The sequence below is a fragment of the Aeribacillus sp. FSL K6-2833 genome (assembly GCF_037965815.1).
Classification (GTDB): domain Bacteria; phylum Bacillota; class Bacilli; order Bacillales; family Aeribacillaceae; genus Aeribacillus; species Aeribacillus composti.
The window spans coordinates 600,614-618,681 of record NZ_CP150189.1 but is presented as its reverse complement, the minus strand read 5'-3'; the positions used below and the strand labels follow the sequence as shown (position 1 = coordinate 618,681).

The 18,068-nt window shown below is 38.6% G+C and carries 16 protein-coding genes, 3 pseudogenes and 1 riboswitch; of the genes and pseudogenes, 6 read left to right on the top strand and 13 right to left on the bottom strand.

Going from position 1 to position 18,068, the window contains the following annotated elements:
* Positions 1 to 18: 18 nt before the first annotated feature.
* From mtnA to NSQ94_RS03080, 6 genes are all read right to left on the bottom strand, one after another.
* Positions 19 to 1,080, bottom strand: coding sequence for an S-methyl-5-thioribose-1-phosphate isomerase (gene mtnA / locus NSQ94_RS03105; RefSeq protein ID WP_063386758.1), 1,062 nt, complete (start codon positions 1,078 to 1,080; stop codon positions 19 to 21).
* Entirely contained in the window at positions 1,040 to 2,317 is a 1,278-nt protein-coding gene (gene mtnK / locus NSQ94_RS03100) for an S-methyl-5-thioribose kinase (RefSeq protein WP_339230083.1), read from the bottom strand. Before mtnK ends, mtnA begins: the two co-directional genes overlap by 41 nt.
* A gap of 671 nt (positions 2,318 to 2,988) precedes the next feature.
* Entirely contained in the window at positions 2,989 to 3,519 is a 531-nt protein-coding gene (locus NSQ94_RS03095) for a cupin domain-containing protein (protein ID WP_063386759.1), read from the bottom strand.
* A 22-nt stretch (positions 3,520 to 3,541) separates the two neighbouring features.
* Positions 3,542 to 4,189, bottom strand: a complete 648-nt coding sequence (locus NSQ94_RS03090) for a methylthioribulose 1-phosphate dehydratase (protein WP_063386760.1) — start codon at positions 4,187 to 4,189, stop codon at positions 3,542 to 3,544.
* A complete protein-coding gene (locus tag NSQ94_RS03085; RefSeq protein ID WP_063386761.1) occupies positions 4,186 to 4,896 on the bottom strand; it encodes a 2-hydroxy-3-keto-5-methylthiopentenyl-1-phosphate phosphatase in 711 nt (236 codons plus the stop codon). Before NSQ94_RS03085 ends, NSQ94_RS03090 begins: the two co-directional genes overlap by 4 nt.
* Positions 4,872 to 6,095: a 2,3-diketo-5-methylthiopentyl-1-phosphate enolase gene (locus tag NSQ94_RS03080; protein ID WP_327847648.1), complete on the bottom strand. Its 1,224-nt coding sequence runs from the start codon at positions 6,093 to 6,095 to the stop codon at positions 4,872 to 4,874. The genes NSQ94_RS03085 and NSQ94_RS03080 overlap by 25 nt, the downstream gene beginning before the upstream one ends.
* 78 nt (positions 6,096 to 6,173) lie before the next feature.
* Positions 6,174 to 6,279: riboswitch (SAM riboswitch) on the bottom strand.
* Positions 6,280 to 6,643: 364 nt separating this feature from the next.
* Here NSQ94_RS03080 and NSQ94_RS03075 point away from each other — a divergent pair.
* The 3 genes from NSQ94_RS03075 to NSQ94_RS03065 are packed head-to-tail and all read left to right on the top strand — an operon-like array spanning position 6,644 to position 7,478.
* On the top strand, positions 6,644 to 6,934 hold the full coding sequence (locus NSQ94_RS03075) for a hypothetical protein (protein WP_327847649.1): 291 nt from the start codon (positions 6,644 to 6,646) through the stop codon (positions 6,932 to 6,934).
* Positions 6,925 to 7,224 carry a hypothetical protein gene (locus NSQ94_RS03070; protein ID WP_327847650.1) on the top strand — a complete coding sequence of 100 codons (300 nt, stop codon included), beginning with the start codon at positions 6,925 to 6,927 and terminating at the stop codon, positions 7,222 to 7,224. The genes NSQ94_RS03075 and NSQ94_RS03070 overlap by 10 nt, the downstream gene beginning before the upstream one ends.
* Entirely contained in the window at positions 7,224 to 7,478 is a 255-nt protein-coding gene (locus NSQ94_RS03065; protein ID WP_242009363.1) for a BREX system ATP-binding domain-containing protein, read from the top strand. The genes NSQ94_RS03070 and NSQ94_RS03065 overlap by 1 nt, the downstream gene beginning before the upstream one ends.
* Positions 7,479 to 7,707: 229 nt before the next feature.
* Here NSQ94_RS03065 and NSQ94_RS03060 read toward each other — a convergent pair.
* From NSQ94_RS03060 to NSQ94_RS03045, 4 genes and pseudogenes are all read right to left on the bottom strand, one after another.
* Positions 7,708 to 8,883, bottom strand: a pseudogene (locus NSQ94_RS03060) (IS3 family transposase).
* A 65-nt stretch (positions 8,884 to 8,948) separates the two neighbouring features.
* Complete coding sequence (locus NSQ94_RS03055) at positions 8,949 to 9,371, bottom strand: DUF4304 domain-containing protein (protein ID WP_327847651.1); 423 nt, start codon at positions 9,369 to 9,371, stop codon at positions 8,949 to 8,951.
* Between the two features lie 145 nt (positions 9,372 to 9,516).
* Positions 9,517 to 10,263: an SAR2788 family putative toxin gene (locus NSQ94_RS03050; RefSeq protein ID WP_339230079.1), complete on the bottom strand. Its 747-nt coding sequence runs from the start codon at positions 10,261 to 10,263 to the stop codon at positions 9,517 to 9,519.
* Positions 10,238 to 10,945, bottom strand: a pseudogene (locus NSQ94_RS03045) (UPF0236 family protein). The gene NSQ94_RS03050 and the pseudogene NSQ94_RS03045 overlap by 26 nt, the downstream one beginning before the upstream one ends.
* A gap of 808 nt (positions 10,946 to 11,753) precedes the next feature.
* On the opposite strand from NSQ94_RS03045, the gene yfkAB reads away from it, so the two are divergent.
* Entirely contained in the window at positions 11,754 to 12,875 is a 1,122-nt protein-coding gene (yfkAB, locus tag NSQ94_RS03040) for a radical SAM/CxCxxxxC motif protein YfkAB (RefSeq protein ID WP_063386763.1), read from the top strand.
* 56 nt (positions 12,876 to 12,931) lie between these two features.
* Here the strand turns inward: yfkAB and NSQ94_RS03035 are convergent, their stop codons facing one another.
* On the bottom strand, positions 12,932 to 13,714 hold the full coding sequence (locus tag NSQ94_RS03035) for a YfkD famly protein (RefSeq protein WP_094244469.1): 783 nt from the start codon (positions 13,712 to 13,714) through the stop codon (positions 12,932 to 12,934).
* Between the two features lie 75 nt (positions 13,715 to 13,789).
* The gene (gene cax / locus NSQ94_RS03030) at positions 13,790 to 14,845 is read right to left on the bottom strand and encodes a calcium/proton exchanger (RefSeq protein ID WP_066247744.1); all 1,056 of its coding nucleotides are present in this window, start codon (positions 14,843 to 14,845) and stop codon (positions 13,790 to 13,792) included.
* 397 nt (positions 14,846 to 15,242) lie between these two features.
* Between cax and NSQ94_RS03025 the strand changes: the two genes are divergently transcribed.
* Together NSQ94_RS03025 and NSQ94_RS03020 are read left to right on the top strand one after the other, a co-directional pair.
* Positions 15,243 to 15,371 (top strand): hypothetical protein, encoded by a 129-nt coding sequence (locus NSQ94_RS03025; RefSeq protein WP_339210386.1) that lies wholly within the window; start codon positions 15,243 to 15,245, stop codon positions 15,369 to 15,371.
* Positions 15,372 to 15,771: 400 nt separating this feature from the next.
* Positions 15,772 to 16,209, top strand: coding sequence for a hypothetical protein (locus tag NSQ94_RS03020; protein WP_339230077.1), 438 nt, complete (start codon positions 15,772 to 15,774; stop codon positions 16,207 to 16,209).
* A 302-nt stretch (positions 16,210 to 16,511) separates the two neighbouring features.
* Here NSQ94_RS03020 and NSQ94_RS03015 read toward each other — a convergent pair.
* Positions 16,512 to 17,856 (bottom strand): annotated as a pseudogene (locus NSQ94_RS03015) (transposase).
* Between the last annotated feature and the right edge of the window lie 212 nt (positions 17,857 to 18,068).

Genomic DNA, 18,068 nt, shown 5'->3' with positions numbered 1-18,068 from the left:
TTTTGTATGAAAAGGCAATTAAACGCTTTTCATGTGTTTTAAACTTTTGGTAAAGGGTGGATAGGCAATCCCTTTTTCTGTAATAATTGCCGTAATGAGTTCATGATCGGTCACGTCGAATGCCGGATTATATGTTTGCACATTTTCCGGCGCCATCGGTTTTTCATACCATTTTGTCGTGATCTCCTCTGCTTTTCTCACTTCGATCGGTATATGTTCCCCTGTCGGACAATCTAAATCGATTGTTGAAAGCGGAGCACAAACATAAAACGGGATTCCATAATATTTTGCTAAGATTGCCACTCCGGAAGTTCCAATTTTATTGGCAGTATCTCCGTTTGCGGCAACTCGATCACACCCGACTAAAACCGCTTGTACTTTTCCCTCCTTCATCACAATGGATGCCATGTTGTCACAAATTAACGTTACATCCACACCAGCTTCCTGCAATTCCCATGCAGTTAGACGTGCACCTTGAAGAAGCGGTCTTGTTTCATCTGCAAAAACTTTGAAATGGTAGCCTCTTTCTTGGCCTAAGTAGATGGGAGCTAACGCAGTCCCATACCTCGCCGTCGCAATTGTTCCTGCATTGCAATGGGTCAGAAGACCCCAGCCGGGTTTTAATAATGACAGGGCATGCTCCCCGATCGAATAACAGACTTGCTCATCCTCATTACGGATATGTTCTGCTTCTTCCTTCAGTGCGTTTTTAATTTCCTCGATGCTTTTGTCTTTTTCTACTTTCAGTCTATCCTCCATGCGATCTAAAGCCCAAAATAAATTCACTGCAGTCGGCCGCGATGAAGCCAAATACTGTTTGATTTTTTGAAAATCATCCAAAAGCTGTTCATAAGTCGACGCTTTTGATTGCTTCGTGCCTAAATAAACACCGAATGCAGCAGCAATTCCGATCGCAGGCGCTCCTCTAACCTTCAGATGGTAAATAGCCTCCCATATTTCTTCTGGAGTAGAAAGATGCAGAAATACTTTCTCATTCGGCAATAGCGTTTGGTCGAGTATGATCACCGTATTGTTTTCATCATCCAGTTGTACGGATTGAATGGCTTTTACTGCTGTCATAAAACTTTTCTCCTTCAATAAATTTGCGGACACTTTGTAATAAAACATTCACAAAGTCGTCGCCTGTACGAATGTTTGCCCGTTCAAGAATAAAGGTTTTACCAGCTGTTAAACAAATTTTTTCAGCCAAAGTTCGGGATTCTTTATTTTCAATTGACGTGATGTCTTTTACATGGGCGATCCCAATAATTCTTCTGCATAATTCAAGTCCGGCAGCGGCTGAGGCATCCTCAAGGATGGAATTTAAATACCATTCTTTAAAACTAGGTGCACTTGCAGTTCTTTCTTTTATATTCTCATCCCAAGCATGTAAAAATTTTTTTGTAAACAGCTCTATTACGTCTGAGATTGTTTGTTTAATATATTGCAAGTAGTCTTCCTTTGTTTCTTGATCTTCAATTGTAAAGCTTGCATTTACATAGGCGAAAATAAGGTTTGCAATCACATTCCCAATATCGAACCCAGCAGGTCCATAAAAAGCAAACTCAGGATCGATTATTTTTGTTGAATCTTCCTTTATAAAAATGGAACCGGTATGAAGGTCGCCGTGGAGGAGGGACTGTACTTTTGTCATAAAATCAAACTTCAGTTTAGCTGTTTCCAATGCAAGCTTTGAATCATTCCAAATTTCTTCACGGATGAATTCTCTCGTTTCTGGAAATACATCATTTTGCTCACAATCGTAAAAAGGTTCTGTATAAACGAGATCTTCTGTTATTTCACATAATTCTGGGTTTGTAAATTTTTGCACCAATGCTTTCTTCTCTTTATGATCGATAACGGCATCTGAAGTAAGCAATAAGGTGTTGACAAGAAACGTTGTAATATGGTCGGCAAACAAAGGAAATTTTTTATGTTTTAAAAGAGCTGTCCTCATAATTTCATGGTCAGATAGATCATCCATCACACAACAATTCATAATCGGATCATACGAATAAACCTTAGGTACAAATCCAGGCGCTAATTCCCCTTGCAGCTTCAATGCTTCGCTTTCAATCCGATTGCGATCTGGTGAAACTTTAAAGGCGTCTGAAATACGCGCAACCGGACCAGCTTGTTTAATAATGACAGACTGGCCGCTATTTTGATCAACGACACGAAATACATAATTTAAGTTGCCATCGCCAATCTCTCGACATTCCAATTCTGCGTTTTGTTCAAAAATATCGAGTTTTTTCTGTACATATTCGATGACATCTTGCTCAGTCATCGTAAAATATGTTGTAAAATCCTTCAAAAAAATTCCCTCCTCTATCTTTGTTTGTCATAAAGCGAAAAAAGAGTCTTTCATAATATCCATTCACAATATGGGGACGACATTATTACAAGACCACTTCGTCACCTGCTTGTAAAAGCCGATTTCGGCAAATGCTCCAAATGGATTCGGATTTCTAGATCCAAAGCAGCCGCCTCATCCATTAAATAGAGGGGGCTGTCTAATAAGTCGATTTTCCGGCTTATAGACGCCCCTTTAATGTTTTAGAAACGTTGATATATCAATTCTTATGATGTTTCGTTTTCAGTGGATTTTGTCTTTCTAAGACAGCCCCTTCCTAAAAATATAAATCTGCATCATTTATTCTTGATTTTCCCCATCCCGCCATAATACTTGATAAATTATCTGTGTTTACTTGGTTTTCAAGTGAAACTATATCCTCTTGTAACATAAGACAAGCCTATTTTTGTGGTGCTCTTTTAGCTGCAAGCTTCTTCGCAAAAATGTGTAAACCTATTAAAACCGGGCCAGCAGCCGCTGTGGTATTTTCATAGTTTCTTTGCATTCAGGAACATTGTTCACTGAGCTGGATGAATTGTGTATCCGAAGAGCAGCCAGTTATATGAAAAAGATGATGTTAAGCTTGCAGCTGTGAATGTTTAAAGCCGCTTTTTCATAAATTTTTTGTAAACTTAATTTACTTCTTCTTTTTCGTAAACTGGCACCCAGCCTTCTTCTGTCACAAAGATGCGGATCGCAACAACTTTTCGGTCATCAGCTAATGTGAAATAGTGGCGTCTGCCCTCTGGAACAGAAATAAGGTCTCCCGGATTAAGATGCACTTCAAAAAATTTTCCGTCCTGTCCTTGAATAACAAAAATTCCATGGCCGCTTACAATAAAGCGCACTTCATCATCTGTATGATGATGTTCACGCTGAAAATTTTTCAGCAGCTCTTCAAGGTTTGGCGTATGATCTGCTAAAGAAATGACATCCCAAGCTTTGTAGCCGCGTCTTGCTGAAATATCTTTAATTTCATTTTCAAAAGATTGTAAAATCGTTTGTTTTTCCTCATCATTTAAAAGATATTTCTCTTTTAAATGCTCTGGTAATTTGGCAATATCCCATTGCTCGTAAATAACACCTTGTTGATTTAAAAATGAAATCACTTCCTCTTGATTGCTGATCACTTCGTTTGTTCCTTGAATTTTAATCGTTGTCATGTAAAATACCTCCTTAAAATGTTTAATTATTTAAAGCTCCTGTACTCGCAAGGAGACCGGCTTTTGCTTGAATAAGAGCAAGCTGATACTGAAATAAAAATTCACAAGCTTCTAAAATTTTCTTCGCTTCAAAGCCATCTTTTCCCCATACAGTAATTCCGTGGTTGCGAATAAGAACTGCCCCTTTATCCTCCTTCACGAAATCGCCCAAAGTGCTTGCTAATGTAGGAATATGGGCATAATTATAAATAATCGGAATCTGTAATTCTGCATCTTCCTCCCAGCGGTCAAACGCTTTTATCAGTTCTTGTCCTTGAAATACAATTTTCCCAGCGTCACCATAAAGTTCAGAGATGACATTATTTGCAACCGTATGTACATGTAGGCTGCAGCCGGCTTTGCTTCTTTTATATATTTCGCAATGCAATAGCGTTTCTGCCGAAGGCTTCAGCTGTGTTGCGCCTACAGGATTTCCTTCTCCATCTACAAGCAAAAAATCTTCCTTCGTTTTTTTTCGTTTATCTTTGCCGCTTGCGGTCACAAGAAACTGAAGCGGGGAATCTTGAACTTTTATGGCTAAATTGCCGCTTGTCCCCATAAACCAATCCCTCGCAGCAAGCTCCTCTTTAATCTCCGCAAGCTCATGAACACGAGTTAAAACGACACTCATTTTGCGCCACCTTTTTCTTCTATGAAATTTGTTTTGTTTATTGTCTTCTCTAAAATGTCAATACAGTCGTAAAATGTTTCGAAAGATTGATAAGGAATAGAAAATTCTTGACATTTTTTTGATAAATAATCACGTGCAATAACTGTATCTGCAATCTTCGCGGCTTCTAAATCTGTGACGGAATCCCCGATGATGATGGAATGAGTGTCAGCATTTGCAATTTGCCGAATAATTGTCGGTTTGCAGCACCCACAATTTTGGTTGGGACATTTTTCATCACACGTATAAGGCCAATGAATGGTGATCGTTTCTCCGCTAAAATCCGCTTTATTGCAAAACAGTGCGGTAATAGAATCAAAAGGCTGCAACAGCGGTTTAATAAAAAAATCGATTCCGCCGCTGACAATGTATAAAGGAATGTTCATGTTTTTCGCATAATGAACAAAGTCGCGAAATCCTTCCCTTATTTCTGCAGTTTCTAAAATATAGTGAATGATGTCACCCTTTAAAGAAGATGGAAGAAGTGCAAACATCTTGCCGACTCCTTCCTGAATACTAATCGACTGGGAAAGGACGCCATCCTTCAATTGCTCCCACTCTTTTGGAGCGAAACGCTTCATGATGCTAACGATGTTATCTTTTTTTGTCACCGTTCCATCAAAATCACAAAATATTACTGGCTTCAATTGGACGGTGCCTCCTTCCATCCCCAGAGCCGAATTGCTTCTTGTAATTCTATGTCTTCAGCTGCTTCATTAAGGGGAACACCCCGGGAAACAGCGTCAACTGCCTGACGGAAAGCTTTTCCTCCGCCTTTAGCACCTTGCGGGTGACCGTGAACACCGCCTCCTGCATTAATGACACAATCTTTTCCAAAATCATGAATTAAAATGGGAACAAGACCCGGGTGAATGCCAGCAGATGGAACAGGAAAAACTGGTTTTAAAACTGATTCCTTCACCAATTCTTCTTTCACTTTTAAAACTTTGTCACGCTCCAATGCAACGCTGCCATATGGTGAAGGGAACAACGAAAAATCTGCTCCAGCAATTCTTATCAATTTTCCAAGCAATAAGGAATGAGAGAGCCCATATTTTTCGGATGAAGTAAACGATCCGCTAAACGCCGGATGAGCCATAATTGGGAGGGCGATTTCATCATCTTCCCTTAATGCTTGCAGCACATCGAGGCCATATGTAAAAACATTAAATAGCAAAATATCGGCACCTAATTCTTTTGCTTTTCTTGCCTTATCTTTCAATTCAAATGTTTTTCCCGTCAAATTGACCGCATACAAAGTTCGGTGCCCTTTTTCTTGATACACGTTATCAAGAACTTTTTTGCCTTCCTTTATTCTTGTTTCAAATGATGTGAGCGAATTTTCAAAAAGTATTTCGTCATCCTTTACTAAGTCGACGCCCCCGAGAGCCTGTTCCCGCAATTGGGCAAGAAGGTAATCCATATCACGTCCAATTACACCTTTAAAGATGCTCATCACTAACGGTCTGTCGTAAACGCCAAGTTTTTCTCGTAACCCCTGAATTCCAAATCGAGGACCTGGAAAATACCGAAAGATCTCATCGTCAAACTGCAAATCTAGTAATTTTATTTCTCCATCTAGTGATAATTTTCCAAAAGTTGTCGTTAAGATGGCAGGAATGTCTTTAGAAAAGTTTTCTCCCGGAAAGCGAATGTGAAGCTGTGCAATCGTTTTGCCGGAGGATGGATCCTCGCCTGTTTCTTTTATCTCAACCACTTGTCCTTTATGCTTTTTTAACTGCTCTTGCACTAAAAGAGGAAGGTCAGTCCACGAACCTACCGTTAATCCAAGAGCAATGTCTTCTGCTTTTTTTTCTAAATCTTCTCGTTTCGCAATGATTTGGTATACTGCTGTTACGTGACCCATTTTTTCAATCCTCTTCATTCAGATTTTTTTATATAAATAAAACCTCTTCAATAAGAAGAGGTTTTTTGTCAAAACAACTTCTTATCTTTCAACATCTCTGTTGGGAGAATTAGCACCGTGCTCATCATATGAGTCGGTTGCCGGGCTTCATTGGGCTCATCCCTCCACCTGCTCTTGATAAGAGTTTTATTATTAACTTTATAATTCTTATTCGTTTACTTGGATTATGCCACTATCCTTCCCCTCTGTCAACATTTTTTTACATCATATTCGATTCAAATTCGCTTACATTTTTCTGATGGCATGCTACAATTATTTAATGGTGCAGTTTACAATTTGAGGTATTTACCGGAACTCGAGGTTGAGCCAAAACAGGAAAGCCTAAAAAAAGAGGACGAAAAAAGAAGGTACAACATCTTTTTAACGTCTTCCGATCGCATCATGCTAGATTACTAGACTTAGAAAAACTGGTTGAATTACGCAATTATAACGTTACTGGTTATCGTGAGACAATTTGTTTCTTGTACCGTTATTGGTTATGTTGCTTTTTGAATGATCCAGAAGAAGCCTTAAAACAAACGCTAACGTTTAATTTACAGTTTAATGAGCCTTTAAGAAGATCCACCAGAAGCGCTGAAAAGGCCTATTATGCACGGAATAACGAAGAAGCAAACCGAATAGCTAGAGAAAAAGGGTATCCTGGCGCTGGATATAATATCAGCAATAAAAAATTAATTGAATGGTTAGATATAACAGAGGACGAACAACGCCATTTAAGCACGATTATAGTGCGAATGAAAAGCGGAGAAGGAAACAAAAACGCCGGGAAATGGGCGTAAAAAGCCGTGAGGAGTATTTAAAAGAACAGCGCAATAAAACGGATAAGAACTTAGAAAAACTTAGACAAGCAATTGAGTTGAATGATTTCTCGAATTACAAATTAGCTAAATTGCTAGGAATAAGTGAATCGTATGTAAGGAAAGGATGTTATATGTTATTTACAGGAACGGATGATTTAATTAAAAATGAGGATCGATCAATTAAAGAACATGATGCTTTATATTCTAGAATTAAACCTTTATCTTCACAAAAAATGGAAGGGTTAGTGGTGTACTTTCAACCCCATTGATGAAATTAAACCGTTTCTCAACTGAACAATTAATAGAAGTTTCATATAAAGTTAGGGAAATCCACGGTATGGTACACAAATGGATACCAGAGACAGTTATTGATGATACATTTATTAAGCAATATGTTGAATCATTTACTGTTGCCTTTGAACAGGAAATCACTGTACTTCCAAGGACATTTTTACGTGAATTTATATTCGTATTAGACGCTGCAAAAGAGGGGAACGATGTCCATTCTCTTTTAAATTATTAGTCCTAGTACTGTAGAAAGAATTAAACTGGATTTAAGTCAGTATTTTGGACACCAATAAGTGAAATTTAATTTTGATCTCATTGACATCGCTTGTCGCTTGACATGGAGCCTCTGCGGGCGTGGTGTTATGCGAAGGGTGAAAGGGGCAATGAATTCTTTCGCATGGCAAATAAGCCTACCACACCCGCCACTCCATGTAAAGCGGATGCTTGTAAAATTGTGAAGAGCACTACGCTGCCCCTTTGATACTGTCTACTGTTTCTTGTGGCGTCATATAGCCCAGGCAGCTATGAATCCGTTTCCGATTGTACCAGCCTTCTAAAAATTCGAATAAGGCTCTTCTGGCAGCTTGAAAGTTCAAATAGTTGATTCTATAGATCTCTTCCTTTTTCAGAATTGCATGGAAAGACTCAATGCAGGCGTTATCGTATGGGCAACCTTTTTTTACTGAAGGAGTGTTTGAACTGCTTCTTTTCTATGTATTCTACAAATTTCTCGCTTGTATACTGGGATCCCAAATCAGAATGCAAGATCAATCCCGGACCTGGACGTTGTGCCTGATAAGCGTTTTCTACTGCCTTTAAAGCCAGTTCAGTCGTCATGTGGCGGTCAAAAGCGTAACCGACAATCTTTCTGGAATGTAAATCCATTACGGAAGCCAGGTAGCACCAACCGTCTCTCAAAGTATGAATGTACGTAATATCCGTAACCCATTTCTCGTTGATGGTTGTCGTTGAGAAGTCCTGGTTCAGCAGGTTATCGTGTTCTTCCATCTTGCCCTTATTGGAATGGGGGCGATACTTTTTTCTGATAATGGAATAAATGCCTGCAGCCTTCATCAAATGCTGAACCCGTTTCAGGCTGACTTTGAGCCATTCTTTTTCAAGCATATGGTGGATCTTCGGTTCTCCGTATCTCTGCTTGCTTTCCGTATGGATTTTTCGTATTCTGTCTGTCAGCTCCCGGTTTTCCGTTTTGTTTTTGATTCTGTTTTTTGTTTGGATTGATAGTAGGTACTTCTCGGCACGCCAAGGACCGTACACATGGTTTTAAGGTCATAATGGTGTCTGGCTCTTATCTCGTCAATCATGGATATAACAGTGGTTTGAATCTACTTCTTTGCGAATATGACCATAGCTTTTTTAAAGATTTCGTTTTCCTCTTTCAGCCGATGCAATTCTTTTTGCAGGTTCAGAAATTCTTCCGGGGTAAAAGAGCCCCCGTCATCCACCTTAACCGGTTTTTGTTTTCTGATCCATTTGTAGAATGTCGTTTCAGACAGGCTATATTCGATCAAGATCTGTTTTACTAGTGTTCCTGTTTGATAAAGCTCAACCACCATTTCCTTAAATTCAGCATGATAACGTTTACGTTTTTCGCTTGTGTTACCTATATCAGGACACATCCCTTCGTTAATATTATATTTCACTAAAGGGTGTCCATGAAACTATACTAGCATCAGTAGTTATATTATTTAAAAAGATTCTTAATCCAATTTCTGTCTGACACATGTAATAAACTCAACACTCTTGATGCGACTAAGTCAAAATCTTCTTCATTCTTTGCATCCTCATAGTTAAACCAAGTTTCATTGGATTCTTTTACATTTTCTGTGAGTCTATATCGGTAATCTATACCTACATCGTGTGCAGTCACTTTACTTGGCGGAATTTCTTCTCCCCAACTCGTTGTTACTCCTTCAATTGGGCAAATAGCTAAAACTACAACAAAAGATCCACCATAACGATTAAACTGAAAAGTTATTAAGTCAATATTATCTTCATTTTTCCTTCTAAAATGTGGAAATGAACCTTTAAAACCATGTTCTCTTAAATAAGGAACAACAATCTTTTTTAATGCATTAGTCATATTTAGACGGTCATTGGAAGCCATATTTAGTATTCCTCCAAAAATTCATTTTGTCTTTTATATCTTAATTATATATTATTATTAAAAGAAAGGGGTTCCCATGTGATTCAAAACGAACTAGTACACTTAAAATTCACAATTCTAATTTTAGTGACCTCTAGTCTAAATATTATTTATAAATTTTATAAGGTATTCCTTTAGATTTCAAATAGTTTAGTACAGGTTTACTTGCCCCTACTTTTCCTGTAGTATCACTTCTAAAGAAATGCCATTTAGCACCTTTTAGTTCCTTCTTTTTGATTAATAAGGCGTCTTTATCAATCTGTTTTCTTATAGTTGAATTTAACGAAACATAACCAACTTTAGATTCATGTCCAATTCCAGAAGTATCGAGCACGTCTATATATCTACCACCTAAAGGAGTTCTAAAATATTCTTGTTTACTTCTTACTTTTACTAATGTTTCTAAATACTTCTCTCCAGCTCTTCCACTACTAAAAGATAATTTAGCTTTTTTTGCAGCTGATTTTGTAACTTGTTTACCTGATTGTTTGGAAACATACTTAATTGCTCCGCCAATTATACGTACAACAACACTTATTACAGATGCTTTAGCTTCATTTTCAGAGATGGTTATTTGTTCACCAGTATTTTTTTCTATTAAAATAGCTTTAAATTGTTCTTCAGTATTCTCAATTATTTTTACATCATATACTGTTTTTTCAATCTTATCCCCAACATCTAATACGGAACTAACTGTTATATCATTACCTTTTAGATTTGAATCTATAATTAAATCCGTAGCATATTCATCTGTATCAATATCTAATTGAAGTTTGATTCCATTGCTGTCTAGGTTTTGAATAGTAGGTTTAATTTTTTCTGCATTATTAATCCCGATACGGATCATAGGCATATTCGTTCATCAAAAATTCCTCGAAGCCTTCCCACACCTCCCTCTTGCCCTCATGGACGTAATGGCGCTGATTCACGAATTCGATCCGTGAGCCGTTGCGCTTCCACCCTTCGTGAACGATCAGGATTTGTCTTCCTTAGCCCGTTTTCTCTTCCCTTGGCGAGAGACAAACAGTCCATCGGCCTCCCACAAACAGCATCCGTCCATATTGCTGGTCAACCGGGCAGTGCAGCGGAGCTTCGGCTTCGAGCACCAACTGGCGGATCGCCTCATGGCTTATCACCGGATACCCGACCATCTGGGCAAGCGTACAAGCCGCTTTGCGATAAGAAGAGCACTCCACAACCAATCCCACCGCCGTTTCTTCTAGACAAGGACTGATTGACTGCGATCCATCAAACGCTAGAAGGGAGTCAAGCAAAAACGTGTAACGGTTTTGTTCTCGGTCTAAATAGTAGTTTCGCTCAAAGGTGACTTCGCCAAACAGGGTTTGAATCGTGGTGCGTCGTTTGTCTTTCAAGTGGTACCGGCGCTTGTCCCGGGTTTCCGCCAATTGTCGGTCGATGTCCTCCAACAAAGCCGTAAACAGCTCGGCGAAGGCGTTTTGCAGGGCTCGAAACAAATCAAGTTCGATCTCTTTCCATGTCAACGAATTTGTGGTAAGATGTTGTTGAATATTCATGGGACTCTCTCCTCCTGTTTGATAGTGTGGTCAATAATCATCTTATCAGGGAGAGAGTCCTTTTTTCATGTTCCTGCTTGGGATCCTACCGCGCTTTCGCTTGGTGACCCCGATGAGGGGATTACGAACCTACGTTCCCCCCCTCATCGGGAATTCTAAGAATTTCTCCCACAAACATTTTACGCACACCAGAAAATATTTATGGAAAATGCAAAAAGGCTAGATAACGCTAGATACCATGCATGGTTTCATCATCATAACTCTGATTGATGGATTACTGTTGCAAAGAAAAAAGAAGGTAAATTCATCCAATATCATTACAAACCACAGGAATTGGCTGAAAAACTAACAGAATGGCTCGAAGAGGATGTTTATTTTAGCTAGAATACAATTTTATAAGCCTAGCCTACAAATTACGAATATAAGGCAATTAAAGTCGTTATATGTTGATTTAGATTTTTATTTGTTTAATTATAATTCGAACTGGATCATCGGCAAATTAGAATACGATTATTTTGGCCAATCGATTCCAGAGCCGAATATAATCATTTTTAGCGGTCAAGAAATGGTTTTAATTTGGCTTAAAGAGCCTGTTCCTTACAAAGCTTCACCGTTATGGCAAGCGGTACAAAATCACTTCTTAGAACAATTAAAAGAGCTAGGGGGCGACTCTAGGGCGGTTGATGCTTCAAGGGTATTCCGCATTGCTGGAAGCATTAATTCAAAAAACGGTGTAGAGGTAACAGGGCAATATCGTCATAAGGAACGTTATGTCTTGAGAACGTTAATTAAAGGAGAAATGATTTTTATGGAAACTTATACAACCCTCAAAAAGATTACTCCTTCCTATGACCCTTGGGAAGCTTATTTAGATATGAAGGAATACGGTGAATTAACATTATCAAATATAGAATTTACCACCACCACAATCTGTAATATGCGATGTGAGCATTGCGCTGTAGGATACACTTTATCTCCGAAAGATCCGGAAGGGCTGCCGCTCGATTTACTTTTAAAAAGGCTAGACGAAGTGCCGACATTGCGATCCCTTTCGATTACCGGCGGGGAGCCGATGCTTTCGATAAAATCTGTGGAAAATTATGTCGTTCCCATTTTAAAATACGCACATGAACGCGGGATACGAACCCAAATCAATTCCAATTTAACATTGGACTTGAAACGCTATGAAAAAATTATCCCGTATTTAGATGTTTTGCATATTTCCCATAACTGGGGAACAGTCGATGATTTTGTTGAAGCCGGATTTGCAATGATGAAAAAGAAGCCTCCATATAAAGAACGCGCAAAATATTTTGAACGAATCATTGAAAACTCTAGAGCTCTGGCTGAAGCGGGAGTAATTGTTTCAGCGGAGACGATGCTGAATAAACGGACGGTTCCTCATCTTGAAAAAATCCATAGACAAATTGTAGACGAAATGAAATGTCAACGCCATGAGGTGCATCCAATGTATCCAAGTGATTTCGCTAGCAATCTTGAAACGCTCAGCTTGGATGAGATACGCGAAGCAATTCATAAGCTCTTGGATATCCGCGACGAATCAGTGTGGATGCTGTTTGGAACACTCCCGTTTTACGCTTGCAGCGACAATGAGGAAGATTTAGCATTGCTGAAGCGATTGAGAGAAAGCAAAAACGTGACTGTTCGAAATGACCCTGACGGCAGATCCCGTCTCAATGTCAATATTTTTACAGGGGACATTATTGTGACAGATTTCGGCGATGTACCGCCGCTTGGAAACATCAAAAAAGATACTCTTTTATCAGCCTATGAAAAATGGATGCAATCCCCGATTGCCCAACAGCTGAATTGCCATTGTCCAAACGTAGCGTGTCTTGGACCGAATCTTTTAGTGAAAAATAGTTATTACCGAGACTTAGATTTTACAAAAAGAAAAGCGCGCATATAATAAAAGGGCTTGGGCTTCTTTCGGCAATATATTTGCCTTTCGCCCGCCCTTTTCTATTATCTAGGCTGATTGGTAATAAGAAAGTGGAAGGATGCCCGATCCTGCACAGGAATCCATGCTCCAATGCCTTGTTGCGTAACATTTTTGACAACAATTTGCTTCTTGCTTCCCTTTAACATTAAATACACTTCTCCGTAAGTGACTTTTCCTTTTTCGTTGACAGCGGGAACGTATGCGTATAAATACCCCATTTTTTTCGGCGGGATATTATATACTTGATTTTTTTTCGTCCCGAAGCCGACAATTGTTTCAAATGCTAGCGGCATTTTCGATTTCTTTGCCGCCTTCATCAGCATCAATTTTTTGACATCTTTATGATCAGAAATTCTAGCGGTTAATCCTCCTTTTACCCGTTTTTGTGCCTCCTGTTTATAGCTAATTTGAACGGGCGACTTACCGCCTCGATTGTCAAAAAAGTTTGTATTGATTTTTTGATACTCCCAATTGACTGTTGTTTCCTCAGATTCATAATTCAATGCCCACCGTCCCAAGTAAATGGCGGCTCTATATCCTATGGCGGTTGGAGAAGGTGTAATGGAAGACTCATTTAACATTTTAATTAAAACAGGATTTTCAATCGGGACGTTGGATGTTTTGATTAACTCTTTTGTTAATTCACTTGGCTGTAAATAAGGAAGATTTTGACTCGGATTTGGATACGTATTTTCTTTTGAAATATCCATCACCGATTTGGGGATAGTTGGTGCTTCAGCGAAGCTTAAGCTTGAAAAAACCGATGCAAGCATGACTGAAATAAATAACGTCATTAGCTGTTTCATGTGGTTATCTCCTTTCAAGTAGCCTTTGCTTGTAGTTTTTTCAAGCTATTTGTATTTTATCCGCAAAATATCTTTCTATAATAGATAGAAGCCTATCCCCATGATGACATAAGCAGCAAGCAAAGTAGCCCCTTCAAACCAGTTCGTATCGCCGTCATTGGAAATTACAATCATGAGCAGTACTCCTGTCGCCATGGCAATCAACTCAGGAAGTGTAAAGACGAGCGGCATTTTTTCTGAAAACAGAAGCGAAATTAATACAAGCAAAGGCGCAACAAACATGGCGATCTGCAAGGTTGATCCGATGGCGATTTCAACCGCTACATCCATTTTATTTTTGTAAGCCATAATAATCGCAGACGCATGCTCCGCTGCATTTCCAACAATGGCAACGACAATTACCCCAATAAATAATTCACTCCAGCCAAGTTCATGTGCGACCGTTTCAAACGTATGTACAAGATTTTCCGAAACATATGCAACCGCAATTGTTGCCAAAAACAAAATGATGGTTGCGATCTTGCCAGACCATTCCGGGCTTTCGTGTTCTTCGATCTGCTCCTCTTTTTTCTGATAAACTCCCCGATGGGTTACCAATTTAAAAAACAACGCGGCTAAATAGAGCCCGATCATAATGATGGAAATGCCAATGCTTAACGTCAATGTGTCCGTATCATTCATTGTTTGTGCAAACACTTCTGGAATGACAAAGGCAACAATGACCGCAAACATTAACAATCCAGAATTATGTCTTGCGTCGTATTCATTAAACTTCTGCCGCTTGTACTTTAATCCACCGACAAAAAACGATAAACCTGCAACAAGCAGCAAGTTGCCGATTACAGAACCTGTGAGAGATGCTAAAACAACTGAAATTAAACCTGCTTTTAACGCAAAGATTGAAATAATGAGCTCAACAGCGTTCCCAAAAGTCGCATTCAACAGTCCGCCAATTCGTGGACCTGCCACAATCGCCAAGCTTTCTGTCGCTCTTCCCATAAAACTGGCAAGTCCGATAATCGTTAAACAATAAATTGCAAATAGAAGCAGTGCATTCCAATGCATCAAACTGCCAATAACGGACAACGGCAATCCAACAACAACCAAGGTCGATAATATACGATTGAACATAAAGCTCACCACCCATATTTAGCAATAATTTTCCCGAAAACTTTGCTTACTTATTTTAACAAAAGTTGTTTAAAATAAACACTTCCTTCTAAAAAAGGCCGTTTACAATTATGGAAAAAATTTGTCCGTAAAAATTATTTTTATTCTGACATAAGCACTATATTTTGATAAATCGAGCATTTTGCAAAGAGTCAGTCAAGACTTTGTGGGAACTTTTTTGATTCGCTGAAAACAGATGTAAGTCATAGGTTAGCGAACCATTTTTTTGAATTTCATCTGTAAGCGCTTTTGGACTATCATCCCTTGCCATGACAGACCGATATGTATACCTTTTTTTACCATCCCTTGAATTCAGACAGGGCATGATAGATCGGCGTCCCGGACGATTGCTGTAAATATGGAAAAATTAGAGAAGGCCATTCAAAAGATTACAAATGAGATGAGACGTTGCAAAGAAGCGGGTTTTGTAGACGGTATTCCATTTTGGGAACAAGCGTTAAGTAAGCTACTGAAAGAGAAAAAATAAAGGTCACTTATCCATTAAGGCATTGTAATTAGTTTCATTCTTTTAAGGATTTTCGAGTTTGTTGGTATTTAGTCTACCAGTAATAAAGTTCTAGAATACTTTATTTAATGGTATTTTTATGTAAAAAAATGAAATATATGGAACTATATTGATAAAATTAACGTCTATAAGGTGTGATAGAAATTAATATACTAAGGAGGTAATTTAATATGCGTAAAAAAATTTTACTAGGGGCTTTAAGTTTATCTTTGTTAGGAAGTACATTACCATCATACTCAGCGTTTGCGGCAGAAAAACAAGAACATTAAACGTCTATTCTCAAGGATATAATGTATCGTTATCAGAAAATCTAATTCAAACAGCTGATCAATATGTTGTTGTCGAAGAAAATAAATTTGTATTGAAAGATGAGAAAAAGTTAAAGGAGATTCTTTCTGAAAGAGATTTTGAGATTGTTAACAATTTAGTATCTCAAGCTAATAATAATTTAGAGACCATCAGTGGAGCTAATACAGCGGTAGTAAGAAATATTGTTGTTGTAATGCCTAAAGACGTTTCAGCTAAAACTATTAGTTACGCTAAAGCTTCTGAAGGAAAAAGAGCAATTAAATTTCATTGGTGGGGAATCGAACTGTGGTTGACTAAGACTGATGTTCGAGCCATAGTAAAAGGTGGAATTTCTGGTGGTGCAGCATATCTAGGTAGTATATTTGGAATAGCTGGCGCAGTTGGAGGAGCTGTTGTAGGAGCCATAATATCTGAGTATATAACAGGTGTCCCGATTTATGTTAAATATACTTATGGTAATAAATATCCTCCTATTGTCTTACTTCAATAAAAAGGGTTGAAAATTATGAAAAAAGCTATTATATCTGCAATTTTTGCAGGATTAGTCGTTTTAATAGGTGAGTATATATTCACAAATAGCTTAATTAAGTTATCGGTTCAAATACCCGTGTTATTAATTGGTATTGTGCTGATATATAGGCTACTGGGAAAATAGATTGATACACATTTTCGCTGTATAAAATCTTTACAACATTCCCCTGTACTGTTTTAAGTGCAGGGGAATGAAGATAATTGCTAGTAATAGTCATATCCATTTTCTCCTTTATTTTTGATTTTATTTTAATTACTAACTCAACTTTCGCAGATAGAAATTGGCAAATAAGCCTTGATATAACTAGGAAGGCCTGCAATCCATTGCTGTAGTTGACTTTCAATGATTTTTTTGTCATTTTATTTATCTTTTTCAGGGTATCTTGAAGAAGCTCGATCAACTGCTGTAAAGCTACAGCCCAATCCAGTTCATTGATTTCATCGCATAGTTCATAAAAGAGACCGCCAATGGTCCGATCATCCGTGTTACATTGATTTTGCCACGAGAGAACGATGTAACGAGTAAACACAATGTTGGTATGGCTGATAAGCAAGTCGAAAGAACGGCCTTGGAATTCTTCCTGAAGGCGCAACAGTGACTTAGTCGTCTTGAAAAATACTTCGATGTCCCAGCGTATTCCATAGATGCGCACGATTTCTTGTTCTGTCAGGGTACAATCGGTGCTAAGAATGGCCACCCATTCGTTTTTCTTGTTTCGGTTTTGAATGAAGACCACTTTAACTGGTATTCCATTTGCCATCACCGTGTGAATGGAACGAAGGATTCCTTTCTTTCCTTGAACCGGATTAGACAATCGATAGAGTTCTTTTAAAGAGACGGCTCTGCCCCCTACGAGATAGTGTTGATTGGTCGCTTTCACCATGCCGATCACATCAAGTCCCTGTTCCACGATTGCTTGAATGAGAGGTTGTTGAGTAAACCATGTATCCATCAAGACGTAACGGGCTCCAACCCTGCGGTCAAGGCACGCTCAAGTATAGCAGGGATTTGTTCTGGTGCTGTCTGTAATGCCTCAACACGGCGTTTATCCCCTGATGTACGCTTATCTATTTTTTCTGAAATCCCATTGATTTGAGCCTTTTTGGAGCTCAATAAAGAAAAGTCAATCGGCATAAAGAAGTAGCCGTCAGACCAGCCTAAAGTAAGCATACGAAAGCCTTTATAGAATCGCTTCCGGAGCGACGAGTGATCCATACAACGTGCAAGCAGTTCCACTTTCTTACTGCGATTCCGTTCAAACATCGAATCATCAATAATGAATACTTTTACCCGGTATTTATCTGTTAGGCTACTAACCATGGCAATGACCGAGGAACTAAAGGAAAGTAGAACGGCGCCATGGTTGAGGAAACGGTAGACCGCATCCTTGACTGGCAGCTGATCCGCTTTTTTAGAGTCCAAAAGCCGGAACCAGTTCTTCTGTTGGAAAATGAGGCAAAACACCAGTTGAAACAAATAAGAACAGGTGAATCAGAGATTTTTTTGGATGTTTGCCTTTCGAAGATGTTTCAAGATTTCCAATTCGTTGAAAACGGATTTTAGTTTATTTGGTAATTGATTATTTTGTTCCTTCTGCTCTATCATATAGAGGACACAATGTGCAAAATACTCAAATCTAAAAAATACAACAGCAAGAAAAAAATTCTCGTTCCCCAATCTTATGTATGAAGTAGAAACCTTTCATCAAGTACAGCTTCGGATGATTGACGGTATACTATAACGTGGTGGTTTTTGCAAACATTTCACAACGTTACCGTGCTTGGACCTTCTTCCCTTTTTAAAAATGAGGACAGCCG

Excerpts from the sequence above, each read along its gene's own strand:
- NSQ94_RS03025 (WP_339210386.1), top strand. The coding sequence starts at position 15,243 with ATGGAAAAATTAGAGAAGGCCATTCAAAAGATTACAAATGAGATGAGA.
- NSQ94_RS03070 (WP_327847650.1), top strand. The coding sequence starts at position 6,925 with ATGGGCGTAAAAAGCCGTGAGGAGTATTTAAAAGAACAGCGCAATAAA.
- NSQ94_RS03090 (WP_063386760.1), bottom strand. The coding sequence starts at position 4,189 with ATGAGTGTCGTTTTAACTCGTGTTCATGAGCTTGCGGAGATTAAAGAG.
- cax (WP_066247744.1), bottom strand. The coding sequence starts at position 14,845 with ATGTTCAATCGTATATTATCGACCTTGGTTGTTGTTGGATTGCCGTTG.
- NSQ94_RS03065 (WP_242009363.1), top strand. The coding sequence starts at position 7,224 with ATGAAATTAAACCGTTTCTCAACTGAACAATTAATAGAAGTTTCATAT.
- NSQ94_RS03035 (WP_094244469.1), bottom strand. The coding sequence starts at position 13,714 with ATGAAACAGCTAATGACGTTATTTATTTCAGTCATGCTTGCATCGGTT.
- yfkAB (WP_063386763.1), top strand. The coding sequence starts at position 11,754 with ATGGAAACTTATACAACCCTCAAAAAGATTACTCCTTCCTATGACCCT.
- NSQ94_RS03055 (WP_327847651.1), bottom strand. The coding sequence starts at position 9,371 with ATGGCTTCCAATGACCGTCTAAATATGACTAATGCATTAAAAAAGATT.
- NSQ94_RS03095 (WP_063386759.1), bottom strand. The coding sequence starts at position 3,519 with ATGACAACGATTAAAATTCAAGGAACAAACGAAGTGATCAGCAATCAA.
- NSQ94_RS03050 (WP_339230079.1), bottom strand. The coding sequence starts at position 10,263 with ATGCCTATGATCCGTATCGGGATTAATAATGCAGAAAAAATTAAACCT.
- mtnA (WP_063386758.1), bottom strand. The coding sequence starts at position 1,080 with ATGACAGCAGTAAAAGCCATTCAATCCGTACAACTGGATGATGAAAAC.
- NSQ94_RS03085 (WP_063386761.1), bottom strand. The coding sequence starts at position 4,896 with ATGGAAGGAGGCACCGTCCAATTGAAGCCAGTAATATTTTGTGATTTT.
- NSQ94_RS03080 (WP_327847648.1), bottom strand. The coding sequence starts at position 6,095 with ATGGGTCACGTAACAGCAGTATACCAAATCATTGCGAAACGAGAAGAT.